12 protein-coding genes and 1 pseudogene are annotated in these 17,184 nt (G+C 44.7%); 8 read left to right on the forward strand and 5 right to left on the reverse strand.

Translation table 11 applies throughout. From position 1 onward, the window contains the following. Positions 1-141: 141 nt before the first annotated feature. Positions 142-759 carry a glutathione S-transferase gene (locus BM122_RS12075; protein ID WP_074905790.1) on the reverse strand — a complete coding sequence of 206 codons (618 nt, stop codon included), beginning with the start codon at positions 757-759 and terminating at the stop codon, positions 142-144. Positions 760-866: 107 nt separating this feature from the next. Between BM122_RS12075 and purB the strand changes: the two genes are divergently transcribed. From purB to BM122_RS12100, 5 genes and pseudogenes are all read left to right on the forward strand, one after another. After that, entirely contained in the window at positions 867-2,243 is a 1,377-nt protein-coding gene (purB, locus tag BM122_RS12080; protein WP_074905791.1) for an adenylosuccinate lyase, read from the forward strand. A 153-nt stretch (positions 2,244-2,396) separates the two neighbouring features. Further along, entirely contained in the window at positions 2,397-2,984 is a 588-nt protein-coding gene (gene grpE / locus BM122_RS12085) for a nucleotide exchange factor GrpE (RefSeq protein WP_074905792.1), read from the forward strand. A gap of 74 nt (positions 2,985-3,058) precedes the next feature. Beyond that, positions 3,059-4,984, forward strand: coding sequence for a molecular chaperone DnaK (gene dnaK / locus BM122_RS12090; protein WP_074905793.1), 1,926 nt, complete (start codon positions 3,059-3,061; stop codon positions 4,982-4,984). Positions 4,985-5,189: 205 nt separating this feature from the next. Further along, on the forward strand, positions 5,190-6,302 hold the full coding sequence (dnaJ, locus tag BM122_RS12095) for a molecular chaperone DnaJ (RefSeq protein ID WP_074905803.1): 1,113 nt from the start codon (positions 5,190-5,192) through the stop codon (positions 6,300-6,302). Positions 6,303-6,625: 323 nt separating this feature from the next. Next, positions 6,626-7,926, forward strand: a pseudogene (locus tag BM122_RS12100) (porin). 216 nt (positions 7,927-8,142) lie between these two features. Here the strand turns inward: BM122_RS12100 and BM122_RS12105 are convergent. Beyond that, entirely contained in the window at positions 8,143-8,616 is a 474-nt protein-coding gene (locus BM122_RS12105) for a hypothetical protein (protein WP_074905794.1), read from the reverse strand. A 541-nt stretch (positions 8,617-9,157) separates the two neighbouring features. On the opposite strand from BM122_RS12105, the gene BM122_RS12110 reads away from it, so the two are divergent. The 3 genes from BM122_RS12110 to BM122_RS12120 all read left to right on the forward strand — a co-directional run bounded on the left by BM122_RS12110 (position 9,158) and on the right by BM122_RS12120 (position 14,401). After that, entirely contained in the window at positions 9,158-10,429 is a 1,272-nt protein-coding gene (locus BM122_RS12110) for an SMP-30/gluconolactonase/LRE family protein (RefSeq protein ID WP_074905795.1), read from the forward strand. A gap of 124 nt (positions 10,430-10,553) precedes the next feature. Continuing rightward, positions 10,554-12,506, forward strand: coding sequence for a c-type cytochrome (locus tag BM122_RS12115; RefSeq protein ID WP_074905796.1), 1,953 nt, complete (start codon positions 10,554-10,556; stop codon positions 12,504-12,506). A gap of 14 nt (positions 12,507-12,520) precedes the next feature. After that, the gene (locus BM122_RS12120) at positions 12,521-14,401 is read left to right on the forward strand and encodes a cytochrome P450 (RefSeq protein WP_074905797.1); all 1,881 of its coding nucleotides are present in this window, start codon (positions 12,521-12,523) and stop codon (positions 14,399-14,401) included. A 52-nt stretch (positions 14,402-14,453) separates the two neighbouring features. On the opposite strand, the gene BM122_RS12125 is transcribed toward BM122_RS12120, so the two are convergent. From BM122_RS12125 to BM122_RS12140, 3 genes are all read right to left on the reverse strand, one after another. Continuing rightward, on the reverse strand, positions 14,454-15,461 hold the full coding sequence (locus BM122_RS12125) for an NAD-dependent epimerase/dehydratase family protein (protein ID WP_074905798.1): 1,008 nt from the start codon (positions 15,459-15,461) through the stop codon (positions 14,454-14,456). Between the two features lie 421 nt (positions 15,462-15,882). Then, complete coding sequence (locus BM122_RS12135) at positions 15,883-16,809, reverse strand: CysB family HTH-type transcriptional regulator (RefSeq protein ID WP_074905800.1); 927 nt, start codon at positions 16,807-16,809, stop codon at positions 15,883-15,885. A gap of 36 nt (positions 16,810-16,845) precedes the next feature. Next, positions 16,846-17,184: TOBE-like domain-containing protein (locus tag BM122_RS12140; RefSeq protein WP_177198117.1), on the reverse strand; the 339-nt coding region annotated here is incomplete at its 5' end.

Here is a 17,184-nt window from a genome sequence, read left to right on the forward strand (position 1 = left end):
ACCGAAACTCGCAAAGCTCGTTTTTTCATCTCCGCCGTTTTGCGCTTGGGGCGCTCGTTAGGAATATCTTGACAAAACTTCGTTTTGGCGTAACTATGTTTTCACACCTTTGTGCCCGGGCAATATTCAGCATTCATTAGCTTAATTCTTCGGTGCCGTGCTGATAAATGATTCACGTTGTTCTAGTTTGTCAATCAACTTGGCAAGATTGGAATAAGAGTTGCGCCACTCAATTTGTGGGAAGCGGAAGGACAGGTAACCGATCGCACAGCCCAGTGCAATATCGGCTAGCGTCATAGCTTCTCCTTCACACCAGTCGTGACTGCCTAATTCCATAGCGGCAGCTGCCAAACCCAGATCAATTTTCTTTTGCTGACGGCTTATCCATTCATGGTTTTGCTGAATATCAGGACGTTTAAGTTCCATGAAAATGGTTGCTGCCGCATCACAAATACCATCTGCCAGTGCTTCCCAACGCTTTACTTCCCACCGGTGAGGGCCAGATTCTGGAATAAGGAAAAGAGTGGAGGCAATATTCTCCAGAGAATCCAAATATTCTGCAATGACACGTGAATCAAACAATGTTCTTCCATTATCTATGACTAGCACGGGTATTTTACCTAGGGGATTGTGATAGGTAACGTGTGTATTGGTGTCCCAGGGCGTGTCTATATCAAAATCATGGGTAATCTGTTTTTCAGCCAAAATGATGCGAATTTTGCGTACATAGGGGCAGGTCAATGAGCCAATCAGCTTCATAGTGTTATCCTTTGGCAGTGCTTTAATTGCTGATTATAGGTGTCTGCGTCATTTATGGGTATAACGGCCTATGTTAAAATACTTGTTACAACAAGGATACCGCAAAAATGAGTTTTTCACCTATTTATGCACTTTCACCCCTGGATGGTCGTTATAACAGTAAGGTTGCAGATTTGCGGCCTTATTTCAGTGAGTTCGCATTGATTCATTATCGTGTACGGGTAGAAATTGAATGGCTCAAAGCGTTGAGTAATGAACCGGCGCTGACTGAAGTGCCTGCTTTTTCTGCTACCACGATTGAGCAACTGAATCATCTCGCAGACGATTTTTCCATTACTGATGCAGAAGCAGTCAAGGCGATTGAAGCGCGTACCAACCATGATGTCAAGGCAGTTGAATACTGGCTAAAAGAAGTTTTGGCAGAAAATGTTGAAGTTAGCCGAGTCACCGAATTTGTTCATTTTGCTTGTACTTCAGAGGATATCAATAATCTCTCGTATGGCATGATGCTGCAAGTCAGCCGCAATCAGGTCATGTTGCCAATGCTCAAAAAGATCATCGATAATCTGACGGATTTGGCGCATCAACTGGCAGATGTTCCCATGCTGGCTCGTACGCATGGCCAGCCTGCTACCCCAACAACTATGGGTAAGGAAATTGCCAATGTAGTGTATCGGCTGCAGCGTGGTTATGAGCAACTTGCGCGCGTGTCCATTTTAGGCAAAATCAATGGTGCAGTAGGTAATTACAATGCACACACGATAGCCTATCCTATGCTGGACTGGGAAAAATTTGCACGCACTTTTGTAGAGAAACTAGGTCTGGTTTTTAACCCTTATACCACGCAGATTGAGCCGCATGACACCATCGCGGAGTTGTTTGATGCTTATGCACGTGTCAATACGATCTTGCTGGATATGGATCGCGATATCTGGGGGTATATTTCATTGGGTTATTTCAGACAAAAAACCAAGGAAGGAGAAATAGGCTCATCTACTATGCCGCACAAGGTTAATCCAATCGATTTTGAGAATTCGGAGGGCAATTTAGGGATGGCCAATGCATTATTCAGGCATTTAAGCGATAAGCTCCCGGTATCTCGCTGGCAGCGCGACTTGAGCGATTCGACCGTGTTACGCAATATGGGCGTAGCACTTGGATATACCTTGTTAGCGTATGATTCCTCTATTAAAGGATTAAGTAAACTAGAGGTTAATCCCATACGATTGCAACAAGATTTACAAAATGCTTGGGAGGTGCTGGCTGAACCTATTCAAACAGTGATGCGTCGATATGGGATAGCTAATCCTTATGAGCAGCTTAAGGCACTGACACGCGGAAAAGCAGGGATTACTCAAGAAACCTTGCGTCAGTTCATTGACCATCTTGATATTCCATTAGTTGACAAGCAACGTTTATTGGAATTAACCCCACAAAGTTACACGGGATTAGCGACCTGGCTAGCTACGAGAATCGATAGCTAATGAGCGCTATTTGTTAATGAATATCAGTATGTTATAAATAGTGCTTTATCAGTTTTACTCGTGGTTATGTCATTTTTTGATGTTTAAATAGATTAAATGGATTGAAATTGGAGTAACTGCCCCAATTTAACTACCCAAAAACGGGAGGTAAGTATGCAAGAATCAAACAAATCGCAAACAGATGAACAAGAGTTGATATCGGTAAATGACGAAGTAAATGAAGCTGAAGCTTCCAAAGAGAGAAATGCCCAAGAGACCGAGTCTCAAGCAGAGATCATGCCCAGTATGGAGGAGCTATTAAAAGAGGCCGAGTTAAAGGCGGTGGAACATTACGATGCTTGGTTACGTGCCAAGGCAGATGCCGAAAATATCCGTAAGCGTGCTCAGTCAGATGTTACTAATGCGCATAAATATGCCATTGAAAAATTTTCGAGTGAATTGCTGGCAGTTATGGATAGCCTGGAAGCTGCGCTGACAGTTGAGAATGCAACACTGGAAAATTTTAAAAATGGTGTGGAATTGACACAGAAGCAGCTGGCTGCTGTTTTTGAGAAGTTTAATATTAAGACCATCAATCCACAGGGTGAGAAATTTGATCCTCATCAGCATCAGGCAATGTGTATGGTGGAATCAGAACTTGCCCCCAATACGGTTACCCAGGTATTACAAAGAGGCTATATGCTGCATGATCGAGTGATTCGCCCGGCAATGGTAGCGGTTTCAAAGGGTAAAGATACTTGAGATTTCAGTAAAAGTCTCCATTTCCAGATTTTAAATAAATTGTTAGTTTTAACTTCTTAAAGGATCGAGTAAGTATGGGAAAAATAATTGGGATCGACTTGGGCACCACCAACTCGTGTGTAGCCGTAATGGAGAGTGGTAAACCTAAGGTGATTGAAAATTCAGAAGGTGCACGCACAACTCCTTCCATCGTGGCCTACACGGATGATAATGAAATTCTTGTAGGTGCGGCTGCTAAACGTCAAGCTGTGACCAATCCAAAGAATACTTTATTTGCCGTAAAGCGGCTCATTGGTCGTCGTTTTGACGAAGAGATGGTGCAGAAAGACATTAAGATGGTGCCATACAGTATCGTTCGTGCGGATAATGGTGATGCTTGGGTTGAAGTGCGTGGCAGAAAAATTGCACCACCTGAGATTTCAGCACAAGTGCTGATGAAAATGAAGAAAACTGCTGAAGATTATTTGGGAGAAACGGTAACAGAGGCGGTGATCACGGTACCTGCTTATTTTAATGATTCGCAACGGCAGGCTACCAAGGATGCAGGCCGGATCGCTGGTTTGGAAGTCAAACGCATTATTAATGAGCCGACTGCAGCAGCTTTGGCTTTCGGCATGGATAAAAAAGAAGGCGATCGTAAGATTGCGGTATATGACTTAGGCGGTGGCACCTTTGATATTTCCATTATCGAAATTGCAGAGGTGGAGGGTGAACATCAATTTGAGGTGCTTGCTACCAATGGGGATACCTTTCTTGGCGGCGAGGACTTTGACTCGCGCGTCATCGAGTATCTGGTTGATGAATTCAAGAAAGAAAGCGGTATTGATCTGAAAAAAGACATGCTTGCATTGCAGCGTTTGAAAGATGCGGCAGAGAAAGCCAAGATTGAGTTGTCTTCTAGTCAGCAGACAGAGGTCAATTTGCCTTATATCACAGCGGATGCTTCAGGACCGAAACATCTTGCCATAAAGATCACCCGTGCGAAATTGGAAAGCCTGGTTGAAGAATTGATTGAACGTACCATTGCGCCATGCCGTACTGCCATTAAAGATGCAGGCTTGTCTTTCTCAGATATTGATGATGTGATCCTGGTGGGAGGGCAGACTCGTATGCCCAAAGTACAGGATAAAGTCAAGGAAATTTTTGGTAAAGAACCACGGAAGGATGTCAATCCCGATGAAGCCGTTGCAATTGGTGCGGCCATACAAGGTGGCGTCTTGCAAGGGGAAGTCAAGGATGTATTGTTGCTCGATGTGACACCGTTGTCGTTGGGTATTGAAACACTAGGGGGGGTCATGACCAAGCTGATCCAGAAGAATACGACTATCCCGACCAAGGCGCAACAAGTGTTTTCGACAGCAGATGATAATCAGACTGCGGTGACAATTCATGTGTTGCAAGGTGAGAGGGAAATGGCGGCTGGCAACAAAAGTCTGGGGCAATTTAACTTGACGGATATTCCGCCTGCCCCACGTGGTATGCCGCAAATCGAAGTGGCTTTCGATATAGATGCAAATGGTATTTTGCATGTGTCAGCTAAAGACAAGGCGACCGGTAAGGAGAACAAAATTAAGATACAGGCAAGCTCGGGTTTGGCAGAAGAAGAAATTCAGCGCATGGTCAAGGATGCTGAAGCGCATGCTGAAGAAGACAAGAAAGCGCTGGAGCTTGTCAATAGCCGTAATCAATGTGATGCTATGATCCATTCAGTCAGAAAATCTCTGACAGAATATGGCGACAAACTGGCGGCAGATGAAAAATCAAAAATTGAAGCTGCACTGAAAGAAGCGGAAGAAGCGCTTAAATCGAATGACCAAGCTGTTATTGATAAAAAGACTCAAGCGCTGACTGAAGCTTCTCAAAAACTGGCAGAAAAGATTTATTCACAGGCACAGTCCACACAATCGACCACTGAATCAGCCTCTGCAAAAAAAGAGGAGAAGCCAGTAGAAGGTGAAGTGGTTGATGCTGAATTTGAAGAAGTAAAAGACAAGAAATAATTTTCCCAGTTTGTTGTATTAGTGCCAGGACGCAGAGATGCAAGGGTATAAAAGGACTCCTTGCTTACTCTGCGTTTTGGTGTTTATTAAAATATGGTTAACTTTATAAACCAGAATTAAATCGGGATATTATTGTATCTAGCAGAGTATTTGATAAATAAATTTTACTGCTTTGATGTTATATCTTGATAAGTCGGAAACTTTTATGAGTAAACGCGATTACTATGACGTTCTTGGTGTCAGCAGAGATGCTGACGAAAGTGAAATAAAAAAATCTTATCGTAAGCTAGCAATGAAATATCATCCAGACCGAAATGCTGGTGATGCCAAGGCTGAGGAGCGTTTTAAAGAAGCTAAAGAAGCCTATGAGATACTGTCTGATTCCAGCAAACGGGCGGCATATGACCAGTATGGTCATGCAGGTGTAGATGCGAGTGCGGCAGGAGCCGGAGCGCAAGGATTTGGTGATGTATTCAGCGATATTTTCACTGATATCTTTGGTATGCGGGGTGGCGGTGGGCGATCTAATATTCAGCGCGGCGCTGATTTACGCTATAACTTGGAGATCACCTTGGAGCAAGCCGCTCGCGGTGCTGAAACTAAAATTCGTATTCCTACTATGGTGGTTTGCGATACTTGCCACGGTGATGGTGCCAAGCCTGGGACTACTCCTAAAACCTGTACGACTTGTGATGGACATGGTCAGGTGAGAATGCAACAAGGCTTTTTCTCTATTCAGCAAACATGCCCCAAATGCCATGGCAGTGGTAAAATTATTAGTACGCCATGTTCATCGTGTCATGGTGCAGGTCGAGTCAAGCAGCATAAAACCTTGAGTATTAAAATCCCAGAAGGTGTTGATACAGGTGATCGTATTCGCATATCTGGTGAGGGTGAAGCAGGGATCAATGGCGGTCCGCCAGGGGATTTGTATGTTGTGATTCATTTATCAAGCCACTCTGTATTCCAGCGGGATGGTAATGATTTACATTGTGAGATACCCATCAGTTTTACTGCTGCAGCATTGGGAGGAGAAATTGAGGTGCCAACACTGGATGGTCATGCAAAGATCAAGATTTCTCCAGAAACGCAAACCGGTAAGATTTTTCGCTTGCGAGGCAAGGGAATAAAAGGTGTTCGTAGCCATGCTGCGGGCGATCTTCTATGTCATGTCGTAGTAGAGACACCTGTCAATCTAACGTCACGACAGAAAGAATTATTACAGGAACTCGAGGATATTAGCCAGAAGGATGATTCCCGTCATAGTCCACGGGCAAAATCATGGATGGAAAAAGCACGGGAATTTTTCTCAGAATAAAGCTAAGTATAGTATTTAAATTGATTTCTTGCCCATTGCTTGGCTTTTTTCATTAATCGGCATTGGCCATTGGTTGAAAAGAAAGTGAAATCGAGAATGCCGTATAAAATATAATGGGTATGTTTCTTTATATGACTGACTACAGTTAATAATTATTTCCATAATATCCTGCCCCAATGAGTTGCTCCACTTGCAATAATAGAGTGAGCAACTCTCATTTGTTAAGTAACAGAGCTTTTTATCCTTGATTTTTCGGAGTAGTTGTTAAGCTGGAATACATGCTGAAACACCTCAAATGGCTGTTATTTGTCCTAACAACCAGTATGCTATTTATCGCTTCGCACTGTGATAACCTTAGGGCTAATAATCTAATAAACTTTCTTAAAGAGAAGCGGATAGAATTTGGTGGCTGGTTTAATGCGGGGGCAACTTTTAACCCCAGTCAAATTGATGGATATAATGGTCCTGTCATTTTTAATGATCAAGCCGACAAGTTTCAGCTCAATCAATTTAATGTGTTTATGCAGCGTCCTGTGGTGTCAACGGGAAATGTATGGGATCTTGGCGGGCGCTTCGACTTCATGTTTGGTACAGACGCCATTTTCACTCAAGCTTTTGGTGTGCCGGCTTTTGATGTCAATACAGGGGAACCATTGAATAGAAGTAATTGGGATCTGGACTTGTGCTGCTCTTCTACACGTACCTACGGGATTGCACTTCCACAGGCCTACATAGAGACTTATGCACCTATTGGAAATGGTCTCAATGTCAAGCTAGGTCACTTCTATACGCCAACAGGCTTTGAAACAGTTCCAGCACCCGACAACTTTTTTTATTCACGCGCTTATACTTTGAATATCGGTGAACCTTTTACCCACACAGGTTTTCTGGCAAACTATAATCTTAATGAGAATTGGTTAATTATGGAGGGTGGGATTACTGGTAGCGCTATGGGTGGGTGGGACGGTGGGTGGGATAAAGAATTGGGTAACTGGGGGGGATTGGCGGTTTTACCTGGACCAGTGATAATCGCGCTACGTCACTTCATCTCTCTGGCACCTATAGTGAAACTTCCACGCGCAGCAGCGAGCCATGGGGATTCTATAACATTGTGTTGCAGCACAAACTCACCCCTAAAACCTTGCTAGTTCTCCATCATGTATATGGTCATGCTGGCAGGGTTTTGCTGAACAATTTGAAATATACCAATGTCGTTAAAGATGCTGAATGGTATAGTTTCATCATGCATTTGTATTATGATCTAACTGATAATTTATCAGTAGGTATTCGTGGCGAATGGTTTCGTGATGCTGATGGTTTCCGTAATCCATCACCTTTCCGAATCGCGGCTGCTACTAATATTGTTGAGGGGAGAGCAACCAGTTTTGCTGGCGATATTAGCAGCGTAACGGTCACGCCTGCCGATTATTATGCAGTTACTATTGGAATGAACTGGAAAGTGGCTAAGGCACTGAAACTTAAATGGAAGGCATTAAAAAAACTCAATATCAGCCCTAATATACGCTATGATAGGGTCGATGCTTATAAAGCGCCTGCTTATCGACCTTTTGCTGGCAATAAGGATCAAATTTTATTTTCACTTGATTTTATACTGCCTTTTTAATAATTTTTTTTCAATGTGAAGCTTAGAAGATACTATTAAAATTTAGCTCCCTTTTTTTTCTAAATCAAATCTACCTTTGTTGATTTTTTCTTCTCGTATTACTGTCTGCGGCTCGTCTTCGCGTCATGTTTTATTCGGAAATAGAATAAAAAACTATGAAGCAAGCTACGGATGTCGCTCAGCTGTTGATAACGCAGCTTGCTCAATTTTTAATTTCTATAATGATTCTTCAGATTTTTCGGAGGCTTTAGCTTTAAGTGGTTTTGTTGCTTCCTCTTTTAATTGAATCGGAATTGCGTTTTTCTCTGCGTCAGTATAATTGAGCTCTTTTTGCTCTTTTGCCATTTTGCTATGAATTGCGGCCTCTTTTAGGTTATCTTTTAATGATTGCTCATAATAGCGTATATTGGCCTTGGCATGGGATTTGAGATCTAAACCCCTTCTGCCATAGTATTGGCTATGATCTTCATATTCCTGAAGTAGTTTCTTTTGCTTTTGTAATTTCCCTTGCATCTCTTTAGCTATATTTTCATGATATTTTGCTAAAGACTCGTGATTGCTATGGTCTATGGCAAGACGGTGAGTAGTACGGATTTCGTTATTTTGAACACTTCCTACAGGACTCATTTGTGCGCAAGCAGACAAAAACACAAGCATCAGCCCAGCCAACAAAAAGAATCTTCCCTTCATAATGATACCTCCATTAAACAACTTAAATTTCACTCCTTTCGATCTTTAAAAATTATTGTTTAGCTACTTTGTTGAGAAGTTGAGAATAACCATATTATGAATACGTTCTTTACAGGAAACATATTGGTAATTAATTTGCTTGTTATACCGATTAGACGTGGTGTGCTGCGTCATCACCTAAAATCGAGCATAATTAAGATTATTAATAATAAGGTTATTATTTTTAATACATTAACCCTGTTTCATTATTCAATTTTGGCTAAATCTAACCTCTTAGATTGAATAATATCTGCTAAGTAAGTAAAAAATAAGTACTGGTAGATGAGCTGTATTGTTGATGATATGGATACAATAAAATATTATGAGATAGATATTAAATTAAATGTATGATAGAAATATGACAGACAAAAATATTCCGGTAATAGAGCAATATTAGAAACCGTCAGAGATCATTTATTGATTTGACCCGATTCTTTCCACGAGTTATTAGATTGTTTGTTTCGCAATTTTTCTGACCAGGATGAAATAAGAGGGAGGATAGATGAAAAAATGGATTATTGCTTTAACATTAGTCGGTGTATTGGTAGCATGGTGGAATATGGCTGCACCACGGGAAGAGATTGGTTGTTGCATTGCAGGTTCCATAGCTTTCAATCCAGCGATTGCTCAAAAGATTGTTGCAGTAGACCAATCTGAGAAGTTTCCTACTGGTTTAGAAACGCTTCCTCTGGAACTTCCGGCATATGATGATGCCGTCTTCCTGGATGATGGAATAACCGCGCTGGTTACTGCGCATGATGGGAAAATCTGGAAAGTCGATTTGGCTGGAATTGTCGCTGAACCTCTAGTCGATGTGCCGTTGATGGCTTGGGGTATTCATGAGGCTCCAGGCAATCCGTCCTATATCTATTTCTGTTCTTCCGGTTCTTATAAAAATAGACCGCCTGGTGAAGTGGCTGGTTTATATCGACTCGATATCAGTACGCGTTCAATAGAACCGCTTGTGCTGAAAGTCCCGGATACAAAAATTAATCTCCAGCAGCCCATTGTCTACGCTGATAACGATACAAATGCTCCAGAAATAGCGAGCGATGGCAGCGGCGCTCCAAGTCGCAAGATTGCTGTCTGTGACAATCTGGAAGTAAGTGAAGATGGTCGTCGTATCTACTTTTCCGAGCCTTTCTATTATGAGAATGCTTCAGCAGATGACGCAATTGATGAAGCCATTGCGCTTGCTCCCAATGGCCGTTTATGGCGTTATGATATCGAGAGTGGTGCGACCCGGCTTATTGCTGAAGGTTTTCACTTTATCAATGGCATACTCTATGACCCACATCCAGGTCTTGCCCGTGAAGAGTCGGTAATTGTCACCCAAACATCGCTCTTTCAGGTAACACGGTTTTATGTCAACGGCCCTAAGGCGGGAAATTTCGAAGTCGTAATTGATACTCTCCCGGGGATGCCCGATGGAATGGATCGGGATGTAAAGGGGCGAATCTGGCTATCAATGTTCACCGAAAGAAGCCCATTGCTGACGTGGATGCATGAGAATGCCTGGATCAAACCACTATTGATGCGTTTGCCAACTTCATTGCTATTGTCGCAAACACAGCGAACTGGTGTTGTTGTATTGAGTCCAGATGGAAGTAAGCCATTATATTCGGCTTTCTATAAAGGTCCTGAACTTGCCTCGATTGCATCTGCTGTGCCTGTATCCAGCGGTATTTATTTGGCAAATGTCGCGCTAGATAGCCCTGACCGAGGGCAAAAAAAAGGAATTCAACGTTTGCAATGGCCGCCAGAATTGAAATGAACGTAATAAAAATCAAATTTAGAAATACAGCTATTCCCACAAGTTTTTTCATTATTTAATTGACACTGTCATTATGGAAAAAGTAGGTTAGAATAATTTTCCACTAACTAGCCGGGAGGCTTTAATGAAGAATCCGAGCTTTTTCACTTCGACCATGATCCGCTGCGGAGTGATCATGTTTACCCTTGCAGTGCTCATTTCGTGTAAAGACTCCCAGACAGGGGATGGCCAGCTACCCGGTCAGCAGGTCCGTAGCTGGGATGAGGAGCGAGCGCAACGGGAACAACAGCAGGCTACCTATATAAAAGATACTACTATCAAGCGAATCGAAACTGACGGCGAAACCCGTACACCCTGGTACAGCAATCAGTTGGGCTACGAATGGTTCAAAGCCTATCCGCTCGCTTTCAATGGAGTGCCTTTTGTACTGTTACGTGCTGTAATCGAAGTGTATCCTGATATATGGGAAGGTGAAGGTTCATTAGGTAAGCTGGGGTTCGGTCCTCATCCGGACGATTATGATCCTGAGTCAGGTAAGCTGCTTCCGCCAGAGCAGCGTCATCCTCTGCCTTACGGATTCTTTACTGTGCCAGATACGGATGTGCCGGAAGATAGCCGAACTGACAATGTCTTTTTCTCATGCAGCGCATGTCATACTGGCAGGGTATACGTTAAAGATCGTGTGCGGCATTTTATAGGTGCGCCTAACAGCGAAATCGATGCGCAAGCTTATGCAAAACTCCTATATCAGACCGGTAAAAAGCTCATCAAAGTTAATTCCGATCCAAGCAAAATAGAGGTTAATTCTGATGAGGTTGCCAAGATTGCCACCTTTCTCCAGAGTAAAGTTGAAGCTGATCCTACCTGGTTTTATGGTGGCAAGACACCGGAGCAGCGATTGGCAAATGCCGAGCGTGCCAAGATTCAGGTGGCACGTATATTAAGTCGCATGGAAGATGCAGCCCAGATTCTGATTAGTTCGGCCAAAAAGACGGAATTAATGTATCTGGCGCTAGCTTCCAAGCTGATGTATACCGACAAAAATGGACAAAAAGCACCCGATGTATTTGGCCCTCGTCCGGGGCGCATGGATGCATTTGGTATTGCTGCTGGTTTGGTCGCCTTGCATGCAAAACGAGACAGCTTCTTTGCGCGCTTGCCGGATGATCACCCCTTCTTTGCCGGCCTGGAAAACCTCTCAAAGGAAGAGCGGATCAAGCAAGCTGGCGAGCGATTATTTAAGACCGCTGCTGAATGGATGCCGCATGATCCAGGTGCTTCTGATATTAAGAGCTTATGGTTTTCTCGTGACCATGGCTTTGCTAATTGGGACTCAAATCAGGCACCCGAGGCTCGGGTGCTCGCATCGGGTGTTTCTTCGGTAGGTGATCCATCTAAGGTAAATGTTCGCATTCATGAAGCGATGAATCCATTTATCAATGATTTGCCTCCAGCTCCTTATCCCTTTACAGTAGATCTCAATCTGGCCGCCAAAGGCAAGCCGCTTTTCGAGCAACAGTGTGCATCTGCGTGCCATTTTTCTCAGAATAAAAAGGTCTATAAGGTAGGTACTGACATGAATCGAGCAACACAGATCACGCCAACAGCACGTCTAGGATTGCTTGAGTTGACTCGTGAGGCTTGCGAGCTTTACGTGGAGAAGGAGGACGGCAGTGATTGGTGCCTACCTAAGCGAGGTAGCCGCGCTGCTGATGATGAGGCGTATTTCATCACGCCACGCGGTGACGAATCGGGCTATAAAGCTGATGTTCTCCATGGTATTTGGGCGCAGGCACCTTATCTCCACAACGGTTCGGTCCCGACTTTGTGGCATCTGTTCCGACCTGCTGAACGGCCAGCCAAGTTTATTCGCGGAAATATCAGGTATGACGAAGAGAAGGTTGGCTTTATTTGGGACAAGGCACCGGCGCTCGATGAATATGGCCCTGGCGATACCGTGCATTTTGCTGAACATGATACGACACTGCGCGGAAACTCGAATGCTGGTCATACCTATGGCAGTGAATGGAACGATGATCAGGTTCGTGCTGTCATCGAATACATGAAAACGTTATAAAGACGGGAGGCGCTATGGCCAAACCCAATAGGATGACGATAAAGGATCAGTTTTATGGTATGGCTTGCAGAATAATCAAGCTGATCAAAATCGCCTTAGGAAAGAAACAGGGTGTTCTATTGCGTGGGGAAGGGGAAACGCCGGATTCACCACCTCAGCCAATACAAAGTGCAAGCTTTTTAAATGATATTGCGAAATCTGAAGCAGGCTCGCCTTTACCTTCACCGCCTCCTGTTTTTCCCAGTCCAGATGATCCCAAGTATGTCAACGATCCTGATGCTTACACCAGAGATAAGCAAGCGGCGGAAGCAGCAGCTGCGGCTTTTACCGCCGCCGCGAAGGTACGTGGCACCGCTGTCGCGCAAGTGATTTCCCAATGGTTAGCTACTATGCCCTATGCGATGTTCCACGAATTGCTAGCGCAACCAAGGGATACCATGCCAATCTTCAAACCAGCGATTGGCCCTGTAGTGGTTATGCGTCATCCGGAAGTCATCCGTTGCCTGGAGCGCACAGATCTCTTTACTGTGGATCCATACGCAGCAGAAATGGCGCGGGCCACGGATGACAAGGCGAAGCATCCCGATGCTTATTCGCATTTCATGCTGGGTAATGACCGAGATGATCTTTACCGGCTGGATGATGTGATATTGCGGCGCGCAGTGTCACGCGCTGACAAAGATACGCTCTTACGCTTGACACGTGATGAGGCTGAACGCTGGACACGCCAGGCGCAAGCCGAGGGTGTAGGTAAAATTGATGTGGTCTCCACAGTCGCTAAGTTTGTACCACTACGTATCGTAGGCGATTATCTGGGGATCCACTATTATGATGCAGGCGCCCCGTCAGTGTTAACTGGACTGCGAGGAGGAGATCATTTTCCCCTTGACGAAAATCTGCAGAAAGTTTTTACCTTTACGAAGATAAAAGAAGGTATGGTGCCTACTGCGGAGGATCTATTCAGCTGGGTGAAAGATGCTTTTCGCAATATCTTCAATAACTTTAATCAAGCTTATCCTAAATTTGCTGAATTCCGTGAGCGCGGCATTATTGCGACCGAATACCTGAGCGCTTATGTATTCGCTTTAATTCAACACTACAAAGCACGCTTGCAGCAGGGGGAAGCAGTACCTGATACCATGCTGACAAGACTGCTTCGCATGCAGCTTGAGTTGAACCGAGATGCAGATAAGCTGGAAAAGGAATTTGCCATGTTACTGGGTGCATCGCTGCCTGCGGGTGAGTTAACACGACGTTTGTCAGATTCAATGATCCGATCCAATGTGTTTGGTACGGTGGTCGGTGCAGTAGTGAATCCTCAGGAAGCGACTGCGCGTATTCTCGATTCCATGCTTTGCTTGAAGGAAGGTAAGTACGAAATGTTAGACAGCACCAGTTTTGAACAAGCATTACATTGGGCCGCAGTGGAACCGGATGAACCAGATTATGCGCAAAGTCTGGAGGAGCTCCGTAAATATGCCCTGGAAGCCTTACGTCTAAGGCCCCAAGGAGAGGTGTTATTACGGATGTGCGTAAAAGACAATGATGTGCTCGCTGGCGTTCCTTTGCGTAAAGGGACACTCGTTTTTGCCGCCTATGCTGCGGCCATGCTGGATCCGGAAGTGGTGCCGAATCCAACAGCCTTTGATATCACTCGTGATGAGCAGTTGCGGCCTTATTTGCAGGATCAGGAGCGTGTCCGAGAAGCGCCTCAAAGCTTGGTTTACCTGCAGCACGGCTATGGGCGGCATAAGTGCCTTGGCCGCTATGCTTCGGAGATCACGATGCAGGAATCGCTACGTGCGATGCTCAGACTCGGTTCGCTGGAGCGACGTAGCGAGCTGAAAATGGACGAGCAGAATTTGTATGCGATAAGTCTTCAGATTGGTTTCTGATGATGGATTGGATACCGGTTGCATCCAATCCGTTCTCTTCGCAATTCTTGCATTATTGAGTTTTGTTTTCACGTAACCAGCGCAGGGTATCCTCGAGTGTCTCCCGAAGCGGACGTGGCGTCCAGCCGAGTTCCTGCTGTGCGCGGCTAGTGTCATACCAGGCATAGCGGCCTAGAATCTGGAGTACGCTGGTAGTGATGGCAGCTGGCTTTCTCGTCAGGAATTTAACGATCTGAAGCAAAGTAACTATGACATAGGCTACCCAAATTGGTGCATGCCAACGGGGCGGTTTAACGCCGGCAATGGCTGCAACCTGCTTCAGGAGATCGTCCACCATTACATTATGACCATTCAACAGATACCGCTGTCCGGGACGTCCGCGTTCGGCAGCCAGCACCATCCCTTCCGCAAAATCACGCACATCCAGGCAACCAAAACCGACCGTAAAGGTCATCGGTAGTTTCTCATCACTGACAACCTGCAATAGCTTATTAGCAGGTGCACCGACATAATCCTCAGGACCCATAGTAAAAGAAGGATTAACTGCGATGACAGCAAAGCCAGGACTTGAACGGGCAAGTGCTTCCTCTTCGGCTTGCCGCCGGGTTAGGGCATAGTCCAAGTCAAAATGATGAATACGCCAATCTGCTGTTTCGTCGATTGCTTGCGGATTGCGGTTGACCCCTACGGCAAGCGCGCTGCTGGCTATGATTACGCGGCTCGCGCCTGCGCTGGCAGCCGCATCTAGTACTCGGCGCGTACCGCCTACATTGAATTCCTGCATGCGCGTCTCAAGTCCTCCACCAATACTGACCAGAAAGGATAGATGGAATATTATATTGATGCCCTCGCAGGCAGCACGTAGCGAAGCTTCATCCATAACCGTTCCCTGAACGATATCTACATTCAGATTGCGCAGGGAAGTGGCATCCGCGTCTTGGGATACCAGGACGCGTGGGCGGATACCCCGTTTGTTCAAGCATTGAGTAACATGATAACCGAGAAAACTGGTCGGTCCTGTAACCAGGACTTTGCTTTGAGAAGTTAATGCTTCATTCATGGCGTTATAACCTCCTTTTTGCTGGCGTTTTAAGGGGAAACATGTGTTCCGGAAGGTTCTGCCATGGAAAAGAAATAAGAGTGGATCGAGCAATATTCAGGAGATTAAAACCTGTCTTCTCCTAAAATTTGATATTCTTCAAATTTCCGGTTTATGATTTTTTGGCATATCCGATTTCATGTTCCAAATAACTGCGCATCATTAGTAATTTCATTTCCAAATCAAAAATGACGCGAAGGTAAGCCGCAGACTGTATAAATAATACGGCTAGGTGAAGCCGACAAAGTCCATTTTGATTGAGAAATGGAATAACTAACAGAAATACCGGGAAAACAGCTATAGGACGGTAGCATTTATGAGATTTACTGTCAATTGAATTCGGTGAATTGGATATCATGTTGAATCTGCATATAATACTTGTTTAACCCTGACGAAGGCATGATCGAATCTTAATAGATTCGCTGACGGTGGGAATGCAAAGTTCTATGAAGTAATAGGCAAAATCACGTAAATAGTGGTTCTGGCGAATCGAAATGTAAGTAGTATTCTGTTCAAATAAATGTGAGGCATCTAGTTTGACCAATATGGAGTCTCGCTCTGGTACAAACGCTCCCGATGCAATAATGCCAATACCCAGTCCTAGTGCGACATAGGTTTTAATCACATCGGCATCCAAAGCAGACATGGCGATATCAGGCTCTAACCCTGCCTGAGCGAATGCTTGATCGATCTTTGACCGTCCGGTAAATCCGTGGTGATAGGTGATGATCGGAAATTCTACGATGGCTTCGAGCGTAAGAGGGTGAACCGACTGCAGCGGATGTCCTGCCGGTACGATAATGACATGATGCCATGTATAGTAGGGAAAAGAAATTAAATCAGCTGTGCTTTCCAATGCTTCGGTTGCGATACCAATATCTGCCTGGCCGTCAAGCAACATGGATACGATTTCGCTTGGGCTGGATTGGTGCAGTATCAGGTGCACCTTGGGAAATGCTTTCTTGAACTGTCGCACCATGGGGGGCAAGGCATATTGTGCCTGGGTGTGGGTAGTAGCGATCGTTAGCTGACCCTGATCGTGCTGACTAAACTGCTCAGCCAAGCGTTTGATATTCCGGGTATCCAACAAGATACGCTCAACGATCTTGATCAGTTCTTTACCAGGCTCAGTTAACCCAATCACTCGCTTGCCTTTGCGAATGAATAATTCAATACCTAATTCATCTTCCAAATCCTTGATATGCTTGCTGACACCAGACTGTGAGGTAAATAAGGCATTGGCGACTTCCGTCAGATTGTAATGCTGACGAACGGTTTCACTTATGATACGAAGTTGCTGAAAATTCAATGGCTGATCCCTTTGCTAATATTGAATTGCGCTATATTAATGCAGTTGATGGGGGAACAAATCAAGACGGCGTGGTTTGATAAAAACCTGATCACCCTTTACTAACTGCAAATCCCGGAATCTCTCCTTGCTGATTTCAACTTGAATGAGATTCTTGTTTTGGTTATCTTCTTGCGCCAATTCTAGTTTGACGACCGGACCCACCGAGAGAATATGAACAACATGTGCTGGCAATGCCGATTCACCATTAATGACACGGTCGACTTCAATATCGTGCGGCCGTACGTAGGCAATCGCGGCAAGATTTTCGGCTTCGGCGTGCTCAGGGGCATCAATTTCAACATCACCAATCCAGGCACGGCCTTGATGTACCCG

The sequence above is a fragment of the Nitrosomonas communis genome (assembly GCF_900114745.1).
GTDB lineage: Bacteria > Pseudomonadota > Gammaproteobacteria > Burkholderiales > Nitrosomonadaceae > Nitrosomonas > Nitrosomonas communis_A.